Here is a 15,159-nt window from a genome sequence, read left to right as displayed (position 1 = left end):
AGGGCAGGAAGTCCGGCCAAAACCCTTGTGGCCAACAGCAACTGATGGTGCGTCAGCTTGTGCCGGCACCCTCTCGTGAGCCCCCGTTTCACGCCAATAACCATAGGCCTCTCGAATGCCCGGTTGCAACAGGTTGCCACTGCGGTGCAATATGATGCACCAAGGAGGTGTGCGGTGGAGCAGCAGCACGAACCCGACGTGTCCCGTTCGCGGCCCTTGGCGGACCATGTCCACGCGGCGAAGGCCGATATCGCCGCGCGACTTCGCCACATCCGCAGGAGCCACCCCGAAGGACCTTTCAGCCTGGCGGGGCTCGCCGACCGCGCCGGGGTGTCCAAACGCACCTTGGCGTCGGTCGAGTCCGCCGAGGGCGCCAACCTCACCATTGAGACGCTGGTGAAAGTGGCTCACAGCCTCGGCATCCAGCGGTGCGCCTACTTCCTCGATGACGAGGTCTTTCAGCAGGTCAATAAAGAACTCGCACTCCTCAGGGAGTTGAGGGAGAGTAAAGCCGCGGGACTTGCCCTGCGAACGTCACATGCCCAGCCCGTCGCCACGACGACCGACCAGGTCTCTCGGCTCCTGTCCGGGATCATCGACGCTGCGGCGCAGGCCCGCGATTCGCTGCACGGCGTACTGCCGGCCGGAGACGAGGGGCGGCACACGTCCGGTCGACAACCTCCCACCAACACGTGACACCGAAACCGCACCCGAAGTCATGCTCCGCCCGGGCCTGCGGCTACCCGATCCCAGCCGGAAGCAGACCGACTCAGGGCTGCGAGGTGTAGCCATACGCCACGCACGTGACGGCGGATTCCAACGATGTCCGATCGAAGAGCGGGGCGACACCATGACCACACGGCAGGTTCGCAAACGGTGCAAGGCGCTCGTCGGCGCGCTCGACATCCCGAGCCCGTTCTCCGTCGACGCTTTCGTGCACGAGCTGTCGGTGCGGCGAGGCCGGCCAATCCGGATCCGTACTGCGCCGATCGGCTCTGCCATCAGCGCCTGCGGGCTGTGGATCGCCGCCGAGAGCCACGACATCATCTACGTCGAGGAAAAGGCCACGAAGTTCCATCAGGAACATATCGCTCTCCACGAGGTCGGGCACATCCTGTGGGACCACCGCATCACTGACCAGGAGTCACATGGCGCGCTCTCCACGCTGTTACCGAGCATCAGCCCCGACATGATCAGCCGAGTCCTGGCCCGCACCAACTACTCCACCGAGCAGGAGCGGGAAGCCGAACTCCTCGCCAGCCTGATCCATTCCACCGCGAGTACGCGCGCTGCCTCGCCGTCGGCAGGTGTGCGCGGCGCGCTCGAGAGCGCCCTCGGAATCCGCGGCTAGAGACCATGGACTTACGGTGGATCCACGATCTGGGGTATCGGGCAGAGCTCCTGGGCGCACTGGCACTGTGGCTGGTGATCATCCTGCGGCTGCCCACAGCACGCCGCTCTCACCAGCAGAAAATGCTGCTGCTCGCCATAATCGGCATGGCGGGGTCAATCACCGTCTACCTTGACCCTGTCTCCGCCGCTCTGAACCGCACGTTCGCCTTCGCCCAAAGCTGCGGCCTGTTCATGAATGTGTGGGGTGTCCTCAGCTCGGCCCTCATCCTCGACTTCGTCCTGGCGGCCACGGCGCGGCGCCATCCCTGGCTGATCTACGGACCGATGATCGCGACAATCGGCGCCCTGATCGCGCTCGACTACACGATCGATCCGCATGCCGGTTGCGTCAACGCGCAAGCCGTCCCCTGGTACAGCCCCTTCTGGTGGCTGCTCGTCGCCGCTCATCTCGTCGGCACGATCCCGTGCACTGTGCTGTGTGTGCGCTACGGCCGCCAGGTCCGTGACGACCGGCCCCTGCGCACCGGCCTGCTCCTGCTCGCCGCCGCCTTCCTGTCCTCCAGCGTGTTCTGGTGCGTCGTTCTGGCCTTCCTTCTCACTCGGCCTGCCTGGCTGGGCGAACTGTTCCCCGACAACATCGGACTCACGGCCTGGCTGATGACCACGGGGGCCGGTCTGCCACTCGCCCTTACCGCCCATCGCGCGGTCCGCGGCGCGCACATCATGTGGCGCTTGTATCCGCTGTGGCACGACCTCGTCGAAGCCGTCCCGAACATCGCCCTCGACAAACCGCGCGGCCGGATCCGCCAAGTGCTGGGCAGCCCGCGCACGATCCGCCTCCGGCTCTACCGCCAGGTCATCGAGATCCGCGACGCCCTGCTCATCCTCCAGGACTATGTGACTCCCCAGACCATGGAACACGCCCGCCGCCATGTCACCGCCCACGGCCTTCCCCAGGAGCACGTGGAGGCGGCGGTCACCGCGAGCTGGCTGCACGCCGCTCTCCAGGCCAAAACCGCCGCGAGCACGCCCCGGCCGAACCCACTCGCCACCGCACACCCCAGCGAAGACTGCCTGCGCAGCGAGGCCTGCTTCCTGCTCGCCGTTCTCCGAGCCCGCGCCCTCCCTGCCGTACGCTCCTTCGCTCCACAGGCCACTGTCGGTTCCGCCACGACGGACCACAGCGATCGGCAGGTCCGCACCATTTCCCAGAACTCCCACGAATAGGCGACACCGTGACCCAGCGCTCCGCCACCACCCCGTACAGCACCGGCATGCTGAGCAACGGCGCTCCCCGCGAACGTGACCGCTTGGAGTCCATCCAAGGCAGCGTCGACACCGTCACCACGGGCATTCTGGATCACCTCGGCGTCCAGCCATCCTGGAACTGCCTGGAACTTGGTGCAGGCGCCGGCTCCATCGCCTACTGGCTCGCCGCACGCTGCCCGGACGGCCGAGTCGTCGCGGTCGACCTGGACACGCGCCACCTCGACGCCGACCGCGCCACGAACCTGGAAATCCAGCGAGCCGATATCACGCAAGAGGGCTACGCGCCCGGCACCTTCGATCTCGTCCACGCACGCTATCTGTTCTGCCACCTTCCCAACCGTGACGAGATGATCACCCGAGCCGCCGGTTGGCTCTCTCCGGGCGGCTGGCTGATCGTCGAAGAGCCCTACGACCTGCCGGCCGCTCACTCCCCCTTTCCCCTTGTCCAGCGCATCCTCGCCGCCTACCAGCACACCTACCGAGAAGCAGGCGCCGACATGTCCTGGGCCCGCAGCCTCCCCTCGCTCCTCGCCCGGAACGTACTCGACGAGGTGAGCTACTCCGGAAACCTGGGTCGCATGGGCGGGCTCGAGAAGGACCGCTGGGCTCCACTCATCGACCGGGCTGCCCCCGCCCTCCTGGCCAGTGGCCTCATCACCGACACCGACCTCACCGAATTCGGCAGGCTGCTGAAAGATCCGGAAGTCATCGACATTCCCCAAATGACCATCTCGGCGTGGGGCCGACGCCCGTTGGTGGCCCGATCCCACTGACGCGGCACTTCGGGTCCGGCCGAACGTCACCGTGCCGCACCGGCCCGCCTGGGGATCGTCGGCCGCCGCGAGCCGTGCGTCTCACGTATTGGCCAGTCCGCTCTCATAGGCGGCGATGACGAGTTGGGCCCGGTCCCTGGCTCCCAGTTTGGTCAGGAGACGACTGACGTGGGTCTTGACCGTGCCAACGGTCAGATACAGCTCGGCTGCGATTTCGTGGTTGGACAGACCGCGTGCGATGAGACCCAGCACGTCATGCTCGCGGCCTGTCACCCCGTCCAGCGTGCGGGTGACGGGGCCGGGGTAGCCGGGGCGGCGGACGTAGGTCTCGATCAGCCTGCGGGTGACGCCGGGTGACAGCAGCGACTCCCCGGCGGCTGTCACCCGCACGGCGTCGATCAGACGTGCGGGCGGAGTGTCCTTGAGGAGGAAGCCCGCGGCGCCCGCGCGGAGTGCCTCGAAGACGTACTCGTCCAGGTCGAAGGTGGTGAGCACCAAGACGTGGACGGGCACCGGAGCTGGGCCGCCGAGCAGTGCGCGGATGGCCTCGATGCCGTTGAGCCCGGGCATGCGGATGTCCATCAGGGCCACATCGGGGCGCAGTTCGCGGATCAACCGGACCGCCTGGGCACCGTCGGCCGCCTCGCCGACGACCTGGAGATCGTCTTCCGACTCGAGCAGCACCCGGAACCCGGCACGCACCAGGGTCTCGTCGTCCACTACGACGACCCGCACGGTCATGCGCCCTCCAGATCGGCGCCCACGGGGAGCTGGGATGTTCGCTCGTCCGTGGCGTACGGCAGCCGGACGGAGACGCGGAAGCCGTGCGGCGAGAGCGGGCCCGCGTGGGCCTCGCCCCCGTAGAGGGCGGCGCGTTCTCTCATGCCGGTCAGGCCGTGGCCCTCGGTGATCGGGGTGGACGTGCGGCCGGCTCCGGCATCGACGACCGTGAGGGCGACCTCGCCCGGCGCGTAGGCGACCGTCGCCCTGGCATGGCTGGTGTGGGCATGCTTGACGACGTTGGTCAGGGCTTCCTGCACGATGCGGTAGGCGGCGCGGTCCAGCCCTCGGGGCAGGGTGCGCGAGCGCCCCTCGGTCGTCAACTCGACCTGGACACCCGCTCGTCGGGTCTGTTCGAGGAGCGTGCCGAGGTCGTCCAGGCCGCCGGGCAGCCATTCGGCACCGTCGTCGTCACGCAGGACACCCAACAGCGAACGCAGCTCTCCCAGGGCGTCCCTGCTCGTCGTCTCGATCGCGGCCAGGGACTTCGCGGCCTCGTCGGGCCGACTGCCGATGACGTGGTGGCCGACGCCCGCCTGGACCGCGACGATGCTCAGACTGTGCGCGACGACATCGTGCAACTCCCTTGCGATGCGCATGCGTTCCTCGACCAGGAGGAGCTGTGCCCGCTCTTCGGCCTGCTCGACCAGGCCTCGGGAGTAAGCGCGGCCCCGTCTCGTGGACCATCCGATCGCCCAGGCGGCGGCCTCGACGAAGAGGCTTTGGAGCATCCCCGGCCACGCCCAGTAGTCGTGCCCTGTTATGCCCCGCAGGGGGCCCATCAAGGCGATTTGTACGGCGCCTGCGACCGCGCACGCATACGCCGCGACAAGCGGCGGGCGAGCGACCGCCACCTCGTACACCAACAAGGCGGTCGCCAGCACACCCATCAAGCTGGGCCCGCCGTCGGTGGCCATCGCCACCGACGCCACCACCAGTGCGGGCAGTGGCACCAGCCGCCGGACGGCGACGGCCACGCCCAACGAGCCGGTCAGTACGGTCTGCCACGCCGGCCAGCCCGTGCGATGCGTGCCGAGCATCCACCACAAGACGTTCGACGCCATCAAGGCCGTGGCCAAAAAAGCATCTAGGCCGACCAGTTGACGCTCCGTCAACCGTCCCTTGTGATACGCCTGTTCTCGCCTCGCCACCATGCCTCGCATGCGTCCGACCTTAGCCGGGAGGGCGGTCATGCGCGTCTGTCCAGAGATAGAGATCAGCCGGTCATCCCGTGGGCAGATCCGCAGGCCGGGCAACCCCTGCCAGGGTCGGCTCCATGGATCTCTCCCGGACGCCCGGCCGCCGATGGCTCTCGCCCGTGCCCTGGAGCTTCGCTCTGCTCGCCGCTGCGGCGTCCCTGACGTACGGCGGTAATCACGCGGTGGCCGCCTGGGCATCGACCAACCTGGCCAATATGGGTGATCATCCTGTGGAAGCGCTCATCGCCTCCACCTTCCTGTTCGGCGCCGATCCCTGGGCCTGCCTGCGCGGCATCGCCCTCACCGGGGTGGTACTGGCGTTCCTCGTCATCCGGTTCGGCAACCTGCGGGCGATCGCGCTGATCGCAGCCGGTCAAGTCCTTGGCACGCTGGTGAGCGAAGGGCTGCTGGCGGCACGGATCGCGGCGGGCCGAGCAGACCCGGCGCTGCGTGCGACGCTGGATGTCGGCCCGTCCTACGTGATGATCTCGGCCCTGGCCGCCGTAGTGGCAGTCGGGGCCCGGCCCTGGCACCGGTGGGTCGCGCTCGCCGCGCTGGCTGTGCGGGCGCCGCACCTTACGACCGGTTTGGGCACCATGGGTGTAGCTGCTGTCGGTCACCTGACAGCGCTGTCCAGCGGCGTGCTGCTGGCTTGGGGACTGCGGTCGTTCGGCGTCCGCCACCGTCACCCGCACCGCCTGACGTTATGCGCAGCGCCGCTTCTGACGGAGGGGCGCGCGGCCTGGCACGGCCAACTTTGGCTGGTGGTCGCGGGGTTGGGGCGATCGCGGGGTTTGTTGATCGCCGGTGAGGGCCGGCTGTGGGTGCCGGGACGGCGGTGTCGCGCGGAAGGGGCGGAACGCGAAGGCTGTGAAGCGGTACGTGGCCAGGCCCACGAAGTAACGGTGCCGCCGCATTTCTGACGTCGCCGTACCACGGACATGCTCACCACGGCCTGAGCCACAGGCGACCCGGGGCGGACGGGATCGCGGACGGGATCGCCGCAACGTTGGAAGCCATGACCGACTGGTCGGGCTCCTGTGCATCACAGCCCTGCTCCTCGGCCTCGCCCAACGTCGCGCGACGTGACCTCCCTGAAGTCCATGGAGGTTTCGCATTGCGTAGAAGCAGTGGACTCTCCGCTAATGACGCGGGGGTGGGTTCGCCGCGATCATTCTGGTGTTGCGCAACTCAAGGCCGAGTTGTTTCCCGGGCAGGTGAGCACAGAACTCACCAGCCAGGGTCGGCCGTCCGGGCCGACGACGTACATGCGATACGCCGCCGGCCGGGCAATGCACATGCCCTTTCGACACCGAAGGATGGATGGAAATGGCGAAGTCACTTGACGCGTCGGATGTCGTGGTCACCCACGGCAGCGGGATTGTCGCGAGCCCCTTCGACTGCAGCCCGAGCAACACGAGGGACGACAACGACTCCCGCGACACCGGCGGCCACGACGGCTGGGCCGGGGACGACAGCGACCGCTGCTAGCGGCCACTGATATTCGCTGAAAGGGGTTCCTGGTCCGAGCAATGCACGGGCCAGGAACCCCCACGGACCGAGTTCAGTAGAAAATGTCAAAAGCCCGCACAAGGGAAGAGGGAAAATGACGATTGTCTCGGCTGGTGCACCCGCTATCCCATTCATGGTTTCCACTCCCGAGCTCGAACGACTGCTTCGGCCTGTTTCAGTAGGTAGTTTCTTCAAGGAGCACTGGGAGCAGCAGCCCTTGGTAGTTCATCGAAACGACCCGGGGCACTTCGAGGATCTGCTGACCTTGGACGGCATCGATCACGCGTTGTCCCTCGCGGGCATAGGACTGGACAACATCCGAGTGGTGGTGGACGGCAAAGAGACTCCGGTATCGGAGCTCGGGGCGGGTGGGGGCCGCAACAGCGGGACGAACGCCCTGGAGGCTCTCTACGCGCGCTACCGCGGCGGATCGACGATCGTGGTGAACTCGTTGCAGGACCGACGGGAGTCGTTGCAGCGGGTGGCGTCGGCGCTGGGGCACGAGCTGGGCGCGCGGGTGCAGATGAACATCTATCTGACGCCGCCGGGCTCGCAGGGTTTCGCACCGCACTACGACATGCACGATGTGTTCATCGCCCAGGTCTATGGCAGCAAGGTCTGGCGCCTGGCCGACGAACCGTACGAGCTGCCGCTCGCGAACCGGCCGTACGACAAGTCGCGGCCGGCCCCGGATCCGACGCGAGAGTTCGAGCTGCGGGCCGGGGATCTGCTGTACATGCCGCGCGGGACGATCCACTCCGGCGCCGCCAACGAAACCGCTTCGCTGCACGTGACGCTCGGAATCCACCCGGTGCTGTGGATACAGGCGTTTCAGGACGCGCTCACCGAGCTGGCCGCTGAGGATGTGCGGTTCCGCCGTTCGCTGCCGGTCGGGTTCGACCGGGACGCGGCCGTGCGCCAGCGGACGGAGACGGAGTTCACTGAGCTGCTGGACGCGCTGCGGGAGCAGTTGTCACCGGCGGAGATGACTGCCCGGGCGGCGGAGCGGGTGACCTCCGTGTCCTCCCCGCTGCTGCGGGGTCATCTGCTGGACCTGGAGGAGCTGCCGCGCACCGGTCCGGACACCCGGCTCCGCCGTCGTCCCGGCGTCCAGTGGCAGCTCACGGAGGCACCCGGGGTGGTGCGGCTGCACTTCCACAACAAGACCGTGCAGTTTCCCGACGCGGTCGCGGAGGAGGTGCGCCACGTTGCTCAGCACGGCACGGAGTGGTTCACCGCGCAGACGATCCCCGGGGACCTGGACGAAGTCGGCCGGTTGACGCTGGTGCGCACCTTGCTGGGCGAGGGCTTCCTCACCCTGCGCTGACAGCTGTGGACGCACACGGGACGGAGAGAGACGCTATGGGCGCGCCGAAGTCGGATCCGGACGCCGTGCCGAAGGTGCCGTTACGGCGGATCCTGGGGCTGCTGCGGCCCTATCGGGGCCGGTTGGGGGTGATGCTGGTCCTGGTCGCGGCGTCTTCCGCCCTCGCCATGGTGCCGCCCTTCCTGCTGCGGGCCATCCTGGACGTGGCGTTGCCGCACGGGCGGCCCGGACTGCTGAGCGCACTGGCGGCCGGCATGCTGGTGGTGGTGCTGGTCTCCAGCGGGGTGGGCGTAGGCCAGGCGTACCTGTCACTCGCGGTCGGCGAACGCATGATGAACGATCTGAGGATCGCCGTGTACGCACGGTTGCAACGCATGCCGCTGGCCTTCTTCACCCGCACGCGCACCGGAGAGATGCAGTCCCGACTCGCCAACGACATCGGCGGAATGGGCTCGGTCATCACCACGCTGTCCGGCAGCATCGTCGGCAATATCACCACGGTGGTATCCAGCCTGATCGCCATGCTCGCCCTGGACTGGCAGCTGACAGTCATCTCGCTGCTCATGGTGCCGGTCTTCGCGCTGATCAGCCGGAACGTCGGCAGCCAGCGGCGGACCGTCACCCGCGAGCGCCAGAAGCAGATGGCCGTGCTGTCGGTCATGGTGGAGGAGACGCTGTCGGTGAGCGGTTTCCTGCTGGGCCGTGTCATGGGCCGCACCCCCACGCTCATCGAGCAGTTCTCCCAGCAGTCCGGGCGCCTCACGGAGCTGACGGTCAATTCAGCCATGATGGGGCGATGGCGCGCGGCATCGATGCAGATCATCATGGCCGCGATGCCCATCGCCATCTACTGGACGGCCGGGGTGACGGGGCATGACGGCCGTCCGGCGATCTCCATCGGCACACTGGTGGCGTTCACCACCTTGCAGCAGGGGCTCTTCGGGCCGACGGTATCGCTGCTCGGGGTCGGTATCACCCTGCAAAGTTCACTCGCCCTGTTCGAGCGCATCTTCGAGTACCTGGACCTGCCCGTCGAGATGGCGGAGCCCCAGCGCCCGGTACGGCTGCGTCATCCGCGCGGCCACGTCCGGCTGGAGAACGTCGGCTTCTCCTACGGCAGCAAGCCGGTGGTGCGGGACGTCACCCTGGACGTACCCGCCGGCAGCCGCCTGGCCATAGTAGGAGCGACCGGCGCGGGAAAGACGACCCTGGGCTACCTGATCCCCCGGCTGTACGACGCCACATCCGGCCGGGTCACCATCGACGGTGTCGACGTCCGCGACCTGGACTTCGCCTCACTGGCCTCCATCGTCGGCGTCGTCTCCCAGGAGACCTTCCTGTTCCACACCACGGTTGGGGACAACCTGCGCTTCGCCAACCCCCAAGCCACGGCCGAGGAAGTCATCACCGCGGCGAAAGCCGCCCGCATCCACGAGCTGATAGAAAACCTGCCGGACGGCTACGACACAGTTGTCGGCGAACGTGGTTTCCGGTTCTCCGGCGGCGAGAGGCAGCGCCTCGCCATCGCCCGCACCATGCTCCGCAATCCACGCGTGCTGGTGCTCGACGAAGCGACCAGCTCCTTGGACACCCGCACCGAGCATCTCGTCCAACAGGCCCTCGACCAGCTGTCGAAGGGCCGGACCACCATCACCATCGCCCACCGCCTGTCCACCGTCCGGAACGCCGATCAGATCGTCGCGCTCGACCAGGGCCGTGTCGTCGAACAGGGCACCCACGCCGAACTCCAGGCACGCGGTGGGCTCTACGCCTCGTTGCTCGCCAAGGACCACGCCCAGCGCCCCGCGCTCCGGCCGGTTCGCGTCACGGAGAAGTACCGATGACCACAACAACGCCCGTACGCTTCCTGCTCGCCTACGACGCCACCTGCGGAACCTGTCGGAAGATCTCCCGCGAGGTCGCCCGTGCCTCCGGCGACCGGCTCGCAGTCGTACCGCTCGACCGGCCCGACGTCCGGGAGCGGCGGGCACAGGCACTCGGCGCACACGCGCCCTGGGCACCTACGTTGCTGCGGGCCAGGGGCGATGAGACCCGGGCCTGGACGGGCTTCGCGATGGCGGTGCCGCTGATGCGCACGCTCGGACCGCGGCGCACCATCAGCGTCGTGTGCGTGCTCGGCCGGATGCGCTACGACGAATCCGCGCCCCAGGCTGCCCACTCCGGCATTCCTTCCCTGCGGGTGCTGTGGAGCGGAACCCTGACCGCGGCGCGGATGCTGCTCACCGGTAAACCGCCCACGATCGCCGCCGAGGAGAACAATGTCGCGGCCCACTGGGTCTCGGCCCACCGCGACGAACTCCCGCGCTCCTACGACGAGGTGACGGCGCACCCGGTCGCCTACCAGCGCGCGATCTTCGATGCTTCCCCGCCGGAGGTGCGTAGCCGTCTGTGGATCGAGGCGTTGGAGAGGGATCTCGCCACTCGAACCGGCGTGACCAGTCCACAGGCAGCCCTCTTCGCCAGGGCCATCGAGCTCGCCCGCGATCAGCGTCTCTTCCGGACCGGACGGGAACTGGACTCGGATCTCTGCCAGCGCCTGAGCGAACTGCGGCAGGACGCTCTGCATGAATTCGAGCGGGCCGCGGACCGTCGCCTGCTGCTGGCCCTCGGTGCCACCAAACCGCGGCAGAGCTGAGGCGTCTCATCTGCTTCGGGAACCCGGCTGGCACCGGGCCGAAACGGAGTCCGGGGCGAAGCCCCAGGCACCCCGGCTGCGGACCGTGCGTGGCCGGTCGCGCAGTTCCCCGCGCCCCTGAGCATCTGACGCTGGCCCGCACCGGCAACCTCAGCCCGTCCGGCGATTGAGGACGAGGCCCTTCAGGCCGAATGGGGTCTGGGGCGAAGCCCCAGGGACCCCGGCTGCGGGCCATGCGTGGCTGGGCGCGCAGTTCCCCGCGCCCCTGAGCATCTGACGCTGGCCCGCACCGGCAACCTCAGCCCGTCCGGCGATTGAGGACGAGGCCCTTCAGGCCGAATGGGGTCTGGGGCGAAGCCCCAGGGACCCCGGCTGCGGGCCGCGCGTGGCCGGTCGCGCAGTTCCCCGCGCCCCTGGCGGGGTCGGTGCCGGCCCGCGCGCATCCCTGCACTCCTGGCGGGGTGCGGGTCGGCGCGCGTGCGTCCCCGCGCCCCCCGGCGGGGACCGGGGCGGTCAGGGGAGGAGACCCGGGTGGGGGCGGTGGGCGCGGTCGGCTGCCGCGCGGCCGTCACGCCAGCCGGATTCGTCGGACGCACCCCGTACCCGCGTCGCCACCGTCCGCGGAAACATCTCCTCCGCCCGCCCCGCCACCGCCACCGCCCGCGACGCCAGCACCGGCAGCGCCTCGCCCCCGAACTCCTCCTCCACATGCCGCGCCGCGACGGACAGCAGATCGCCGAGCCGCCCCGCGTACGCCAGCAGGAACGACTGCCGGAACGTCTTCGTGCGCTTGCGCCCGCCCGCCCGCTGTGCCGCCTCCGCCTTCGTCATCGCCGCCGTCCCCTGTACGAGCAGCGAGGTGTAAAGGATCTCGACCGCCTCCAGGTCGCCCTCGAACCCGACCACCGTCGAGAAGCCGAACGCCGAGTTCCACACCGCCCGGCAGTGATTCGCGGACGCAACCGCGTCGAGCAGGATCGCCTTGGCCGTCTCGTACGGCGCGTCCACCCCGATCCGGCACGCCCCCGGCACCTCCCCGCCCGGCCCGCGCCCCGCGAGCAGCGCCTCGTCCACGCTGTGCCGGGCCATCAGCTCCTGCGCCTTGGCGGTCAGCGCCTCCGCCTCCTCGGGGAACCCCGTTCCCTCCGCCTTGGCCAGCAGCGCCCGGATCCGGCCCAGCGTCTTGGGTTCGCCGTGCGCCGGCGGCCCGAGCAAGGACGCACCGGGCACGGGCCCGGCCGGCTCGATGGCGGGCAGCGCGAGCAGCAGCCGGTAGAGCTCGAGCACGACGGTGGCGTACGAGAAGCGGTCGGCCCGCCACTCCTCGCGCACCAGCTCGTCCACCTGCCCCTGCCACCGCGCGGGCAGCCGTTCGTAGCGGGCGAGTTCGGCGCGGATCAGGCCGGCCAGGACGCGGAGGTGCGGCTCGTCCAGGTCCCGCCGTACGATCCGTACGACATCGGCGGGCTGCCACCCCCGCTCCCAGGCGCGCCGCACGAACTCCCGTCCGCGCAGGGCGAGTTCACCGTCGGCGTCGGGCGCGGCAGCGAGCAGCGAGGCGCCGGTGTCCAGGGCCGCGTCACCCTCGATGTACAGAGCCGCCGCGAACGCGCGGTCCACCGCGTCCATCACCGCACCCCGCGTCCGCGCGACCGGATCACCGCGCCTTGCCCCACCGACATGGACGTCTCTCCTCACGCATCCGCCGAGCGACCCTCGCGCTCCGGACCCGATCGTCCCAGCAATCGAACGGAACCACGACCCGCAGACCACACAGGCTCCGCAGACCACAGAGGCACCGCAGATCACCCGGACCCACGCAGGTCACACGGACCACCCGCCCCGGCGGCGCGTCGGTACGGCCGGGGCGGGCGCGCGGTGAAACCGTCTGGCGGTGCGGCACGTCCCAGAGATGCCCCACCGCACGCGAGAGACAGCCGGACGTCCACGCGGCGCCCCCGCAAAGGACGGCCACCGACCGCGAACGAAAGGAAACGCCATGTCGCGCCCGCGCACCCTCCCCCTGGCCGCGATCGCCGTCCTCACCGCCGGCCTGACCCTGACCGCCTGCGGAGGCGGCTCGGGCCAGTCCGTCATCGGCGTCTCCAGCAGCACCGGCACCGGAGCCGGCACCGCCACCGCGCCCCCCGGCGTGAACGGCGGCCGCAGCATGGCCCCCTCCGGCGGCACCACCGGCGGCGGCACGAACGCGGGCACCGGGCCCGGCACCGGACTCGGCACAGGGACCGGATCCGGCGGCACGCACTGCTCGACCTCCCAGCTCGCCTTCGCCGTCGCCCCCGGCAGCGGCGTCCGGGCGGGAGGTTCCCAGGGCGCCATGACCATCACGCTCACCAACAAGGGCGCCAGGTCCTGCGTGATGAAGGGCTATCCGGGCGTCGATCTGGTGGGCGGCGCCACCCGCTGGTCCCTGGCGCGCGGCACCGCCGAGAACCCCGCGACGGTCACCGTGCGGCCCGCCGCGACGACCACCTTCACCCTCTTCTACCTGCCCTTCCACCAGGGCGAAGGACGCGAGTTCAAGCCGACGGGCATCGTGGTCACCCCGCCGGACGAGACGCACTCCCACACCCTGTCCTGGCCCGGCTCCTCGGTCCTGCTCCAGGACGGCGCGACCCACCCGGGCACCTACATCGGCCCCGTGGGCTCCCAGTGACGCGGCGGCCGAGCGGGCCGGGGCTCATATGCTCGCGCCCGTGAGGCGGTTCGCGAAGGTGGACAGCGTGTAGGTGCCGATGCCGAGGACCACTTCGAGTGCGTTCTGCTCGGTGTATCCGTAGGAGAGGAAGTCCTTCACCGCTTCCTCCTCGACGCCGCCCGCCTTCGCCAGGACCGCGAGGGCGAAGCGGCGTACGGCTTCCAGCTCCGGGACGGCGAGTGCGCGCCGCTCCCGCAGCGCGGCCACCATCTCATCGTCCGCGCCCAGCTCGTGCAGCCGGCCGGCGTGCATCGCCACGCAGACGTGGCACTCATTGGTGGCCGCCACCGTCATGACGACGACCTCGCGCGGCACCGGCGCGAGGGTGCTCTGCTCGAAGAGGGCGTTCAGCTTGAGGAAGCCGTCCAGGAGGTGCGGGGACGTGGCCAGCCTGGCGACCGGCGAGGTGAGCCGGCCGAGGTGGCGGATGGTGGCCTCCATCGACTTGCGCGAGGCGGCGGGGGCGGATTCCAGGGTGTGCTCGGTGAACATGGTGAAGCCCTGCTTCCATATGGCCGGGAACCCGCGCCTGCGCCGGAACCCGGAACTAAGATGGACAACGTGGTTGACGAAAAAAAGGTAAACCAGGTTGTCGATCCGCGCAAGGGCGAGCCTCGGGGGGCCGGTGCGGGCAAGGCCGATGCGCCGGATGCCGATGCGCGCAGGGCCGATGCGCCGGATGCCGGTGCGGGCAAAGCCGAGGCGCCGGATGCCGGTGCGGGCAAAGCCGCGGCGCGGGATGCCAGCGCGCGCGGTGCCGGTGCGGGCAAAGCCGAGGCGCGGGACGCCAGTGCGCGCGGTGCCGGTGCGGGCAAAGCCGAGGCGCGGGATGCCAGCGCGCGCGGTGCCGGTGCGGGCAAAGCCGAGGCGCGGGATGCTGGTCCACGCACCGCCGCTGGCCGGGACGCCAATGCCCGAAACCCCGATCCACGCACCGCCGCCGGCCAGGACGCCAAGTCGCCCGGCACCGAGCCCACCGACGCCGCACCCACCCCGGCCGCACCCCCGCGCCCCGCCGCACCCCCCGCCGCGCCACGCCCCGCCGCGTCGCCTCCCGACACTCCCGGATACGAGCTCCCCCTGCTCCTCCTCGCCGGATTCCGTTCCCTCATCGACCGGCTGCACGCCGAACTCGCCCGTCAGGGGCACCCCGACCTGCGGCCCGCGCACGGTTTCGCCCTTCAGGCCATCGGGCTTCCCGGCTCGACCGCCGGCGAGATCGGGCGACGGCTCGGCGTCTCCAAGCAGGCCGCCGGCAAGGCCGTGGACCGCCTCATCGCCCTGGGCTACGCCGAGCGCGCCGACGACCCGGGGGACGCCCGCCGCAAACTGGTCCGGCTCACCCCCCGAGGTGTGGACGCGCTCGCGCGTTCGGCGGCCGTCTTCGCCGATCTGCGCGCGAGTTGGGCCCAGACCCTGGGCCTCGACCGGCTGCGCGACCTTGAGGCGTCGCTGCGTACCGCCGTCCCGCCGGAGGCCTTCCGTCTCGACGCGTCGAGCTGGCTGGGGAGTTGACCGCGAAGGCGGACCGTCAGGGCTTGCTTCGAGCGCACACGAGCAGGCTTTGATGG

Annotated in this window: 15 protein-coding genes; 11 read left to right on the top strand and 4 right to left on the bottom strand. The window is 69.7% G+C overall.

All coding sequences use genetic code 11. From position 1 onward, the window contains the following. The first annotated feature begins 174 nt into the window (after nt 1-174). From ABR738_RS23120 to ABR738_RS23105, 4 genes are all read left to right on the top strand, one after another. Nucleotides 175-696 carry a helix-turn-helix domain-containing protein gene (locus ABR738_RS23120; RefSeq protein WP_350231887.1) on the top strand — a complete coding sequence of 174 codons (522 nt, stop codon included), beginning with the start codon at nt 175-177 and terminating at the stop codon, nt 694-696. Between the two features lie 154 nt (nt 697-850). After that, nucleotides 851-1,351 (top strand): hypothetical protein, encoded by a 501-nt coding sequence (locus ABR738_RS23115; protein WP_350231886.1) that lies wholly within the window; start codon nt 851-853, stop codon nt 1,349-1,351. Nucleotides 1,352-1,356: 5 nt separating this feature from the next. After that, nucleotides 1,357-2,580 carry an MAB_1171c family putative transporter gene (locus tag ABR738_RS23110; RefSeq protein WP_350231885.1) on the top strand — a complete coding sequence of 408 codons (1,224 nt, stop codon included), beginning with the start codon at nt 1,357-1,359 and terminating at the stop codon, nt 2,578-2,580. A gap of 8 nt (nt 2,581-2,588) precedes the next feature. Then, a complete protein-coding gene (locus ABR738_RS23105) occupies nt 2,589-3,395 on the top strand; it encodes a class I SAM-dependent methyltransferase (protein WP_350231884.1) in 807 nt (268 codons plus the stop codon). Between the two features lie 81 nt (nt 3,396-3,476). On the opposite strand, the gene ABR738_RS23100 is transcribed toward ABR738_RS23105, so the two are convergent. Beyond that, nucleotides 3,477-4,136 (bottom strand): response regulator, encoded by a 660-nt coding sequence (locus tag ABR738_RS23100; RefSeq protein ID WP_350231883.1) that lies wholly within the window; start codon nt 4,134-4,136, stop codon nt 3,477-3,479. Continuing rightward, nucleotides 4,133-5,239 (bottom strand): sensor histidine kinase, encoded by a 1,107-nt coding sequence (locus ABR738_RS23095; protein ID WP_350231882.1) that lies wholly within the window; start codon nt 5,237-5,239, stop codon nt 4,133-4,135. The genes ABR738_RS23100 and ABR738_RS23095 overlap by 4 nt, the downstream gene beginning before the upstream one ends. 212 nt (nt 5,240-5,451) lie before the next feature. Here ABR738_RS23095 and ABR738_RS23090 point away from each other — a divergent pair, with 212 nt between their 5' ends. The 5 genes from ABR738_RS23090 (at nt 5,452) to ABR738_RS23070 (ending at nt 10,869) form a co-directional block, all read left to right on the top strand. After that, a complete protein-coding gene (locus ABR738_RS23090) occupies nt 5,452-6,297 on the top strand; it encodes a rhomboid-like protein (protein ID WP_350231881.1) in 846 nt (281 codons plus the stop codon). Between the two features lie 406 nt (nt 6,298-6,703). Continuing rightward, the gene (locus ABR738_RS23085; protein WP_350231880.1) at nt 6,704-6,865 is read left to right on the top strand and encodes a hypothetical protein; all 162 of its coding nucleotides are present in this window, start codon (nt 6,704-6,706) and stop codon (nt 6,863-6,865) included. 154 nt (nt 6,866-7,019) lie between these two features. After that, nucleotides 7,020-8,213 (top strand): cupin domain-containing protein, encoded by a 1,194-nt coding sequence (locus ABR738_RS23080; protein WP_350231879.1) that lies wholly within the window; start codon nt 7,020-7,022, stop codon nt 8,211-8,213. Nucleotides 8,214-8,248: 35 nt separating this feature from the next. Further along, on the top strand, nt 8,249-10,057 hold the full coding sequence (locus ABR738_RS23075; protein ID WP_350231878.1) for an ABC transporter ATP-binding protein: 1,809 nt from the start codon (nt 8,249-8,251) through the stop codon (nt 10,055-10,057). Further along, complete coding sequence (locus ABR738_RS23070; protein WP_350231877.1) at nt 10,054-10,869, top strand: hypothetical protein; 816 nt, start codon at nt 10,054-10,056, stop codon at nt 10,867-10,869. The genes ABR738_RS23075 and ABR738_RS23070 overlap by 4 nt, the downstream gene beginning before the upstream one ends. Before the next feature lie 513 nt (nt 10,870-11,382). On the opposite strand, the gene ABR738_RS23065 is transcribed toward ABR738_RS23070, so the two are convergent. Then, complete coding sequence (locus ABR738_RS23065; protein WP_350231876.1) at nt 11,383-12,498, bottom strand: DUF2786 domain-containing protein; 1,116 nt, start codon at nt 12,496-12,498, stop codon at nt 11,383-11,385. A 370-nt stretch (nt 12,499-12,868) separates the two neighbouring features. Here ABR738_RS23065 and ABR738_RS23060 point away from each other — a divergent pair, with 370 nt between their 5' ends. Beyond that, nucleotides 12,869-13,546: a DUF4232 domain-containing protein gene (locus tag ABR738_RS23060; protein WP_350231875.1), complete on the top strand. Its 678-nt coding sequence runs from the start codon at nt 12,869-12,871 to the stop codon at nt 13,544-13,546. 24 nt (nt 13,547-13,570) lie between these two features. Here the strand turns inward: ABR738_RS23060 and ABR738_RS23055 are convergent, their stop codons facing one another. After that, complete coding sequence (locus tag ABR738_RS23055) at nt 13,571-14,080, bottom strand: carboxymuconolactone decarboxylase family protein (RefSeq protein ID WP_350231874.1); 510 nt, start codon at nt 14,078-14,080, stop codon at nt 13,571-13,573. Nucleotides 14,081-14,668: 588 nt separating this feature from the next. On the opposite strand from ABR738_RS23055, the gene ABR738_RS23050 reads away from it, so the two are divergent. After that, nucleotides 14,669-15,103, top strand: coding sequence for a MarR family winged helix-turn-helix transcriptional regulator (locus ABR738_RS23050; protein ID WP_350234696.1), 435 nt, complete (start codon nt 14,669-14,671; stop codon nt 15,101-15,103). Nucleotides 15,104-15,159: the final 56 nt, after the last annotated feature.

Origin of the sequence: Streptomyces sp. Edi4 (genome assembly GCF_040253615.1) — a bacterium.
Classification (GTDB): Bacteria; Actinomycetota; Actinomycetes; order Streptomycetales; family Streptomycetaceae; genus Streptomyces.
This window is presented reverse-complemented; position numbering and strand designations above follow the sequence as displayed.

Excerpts from the sequence above, each read along its gene's own strand:
- ABR738_RS23070 (WP_350231877.1), top strand. The coding sequence starts at position 10,054 with ATGACCACAACAACGCCCGTACGCTTCCTGCTCGCCTACGACGCCACC.
- ABR738_RS23060 (WP_350231875.1), top strand. The coding sequence starts at position 12,869 with ATGTCGCGCCCGCGCACCCTCCCCCTGGCCGCGATCGCCGTCCTCACC.
- ABR738_RS23085 (WP_350231880.1), top strand. The coding sequence starts at position 6,704 with ATGGCGAAGTCACTTGACGCGTCGGATGTCGTGGTCACCCACGGCAGC.
- ABR738_RS23115 (WP_350231886.1), top strand. The coding sequence starts at position 851 with ATGACCACACGGCAGGTTCGCAAACGGTGCAAGGCGCTCGTCGGCGCG.
- ABR738_RS23100 (WP_350231883.1), bottom strand. The coding sequence starts at position 4,136 with ATGACCGTGCGGGTCGTCGTAGTGGACGACGAGACCCTGGTGCGTGCC.
- ABR738_RS23110 (WP_350231885.1), top strand. The coding sequence starts at position 1,357 with ATGGACTTACGGTGGATCCACGATCTGGGGTATCGGGCAGAGCTCCTG.
- ABR738_RS23075 (WP_350231878.1), top strand. The coding sequence starts at position 8,249 with ATGGGCGCGCCGAAGTCGGATCCGGACGCCGTGCCGAAGGTGCCGTTA.
- ABR738_RS23065 (WP_350231876.1), bottom strand. The coding sequence starts at position 12,498 with ATGGACGCGGTGGACCGCGCGTTCGCGGCGGCTCTGTACATCGAGGGT.
- ABR738_RS23090 (WP_350231881.1), top strand. The coding sequence starts at position 5,452 with ATGGATCTCTCCCGGACGCCCGGCCGCCGATGGCTCTCGCCCGTGCCC.
- ABR738_RS23080 (WP_350231879.1), top strand. The coding sequence starts at position 7,020 with ATGGTTTCCACTCCCGAGCTCGAACGACTGCTTCGGCCTGTTTCAGTA.
- ABR738_RS23095 (WP_350231882.1), bottom strand. The coding sequence starts at position 5,239 with ATGGCGTCGAACGTCTTGTGGTGGATGCTCGGCACGCATCGCACGGGC.
- ABR738_RS23055 (WP_350231874.1), bottom strand. The coding sequence starts at position 14,080 with ATGTTCACCGAGCACACCCTGGAATCCGCCCCCGCCGCCTCGCGCAAG.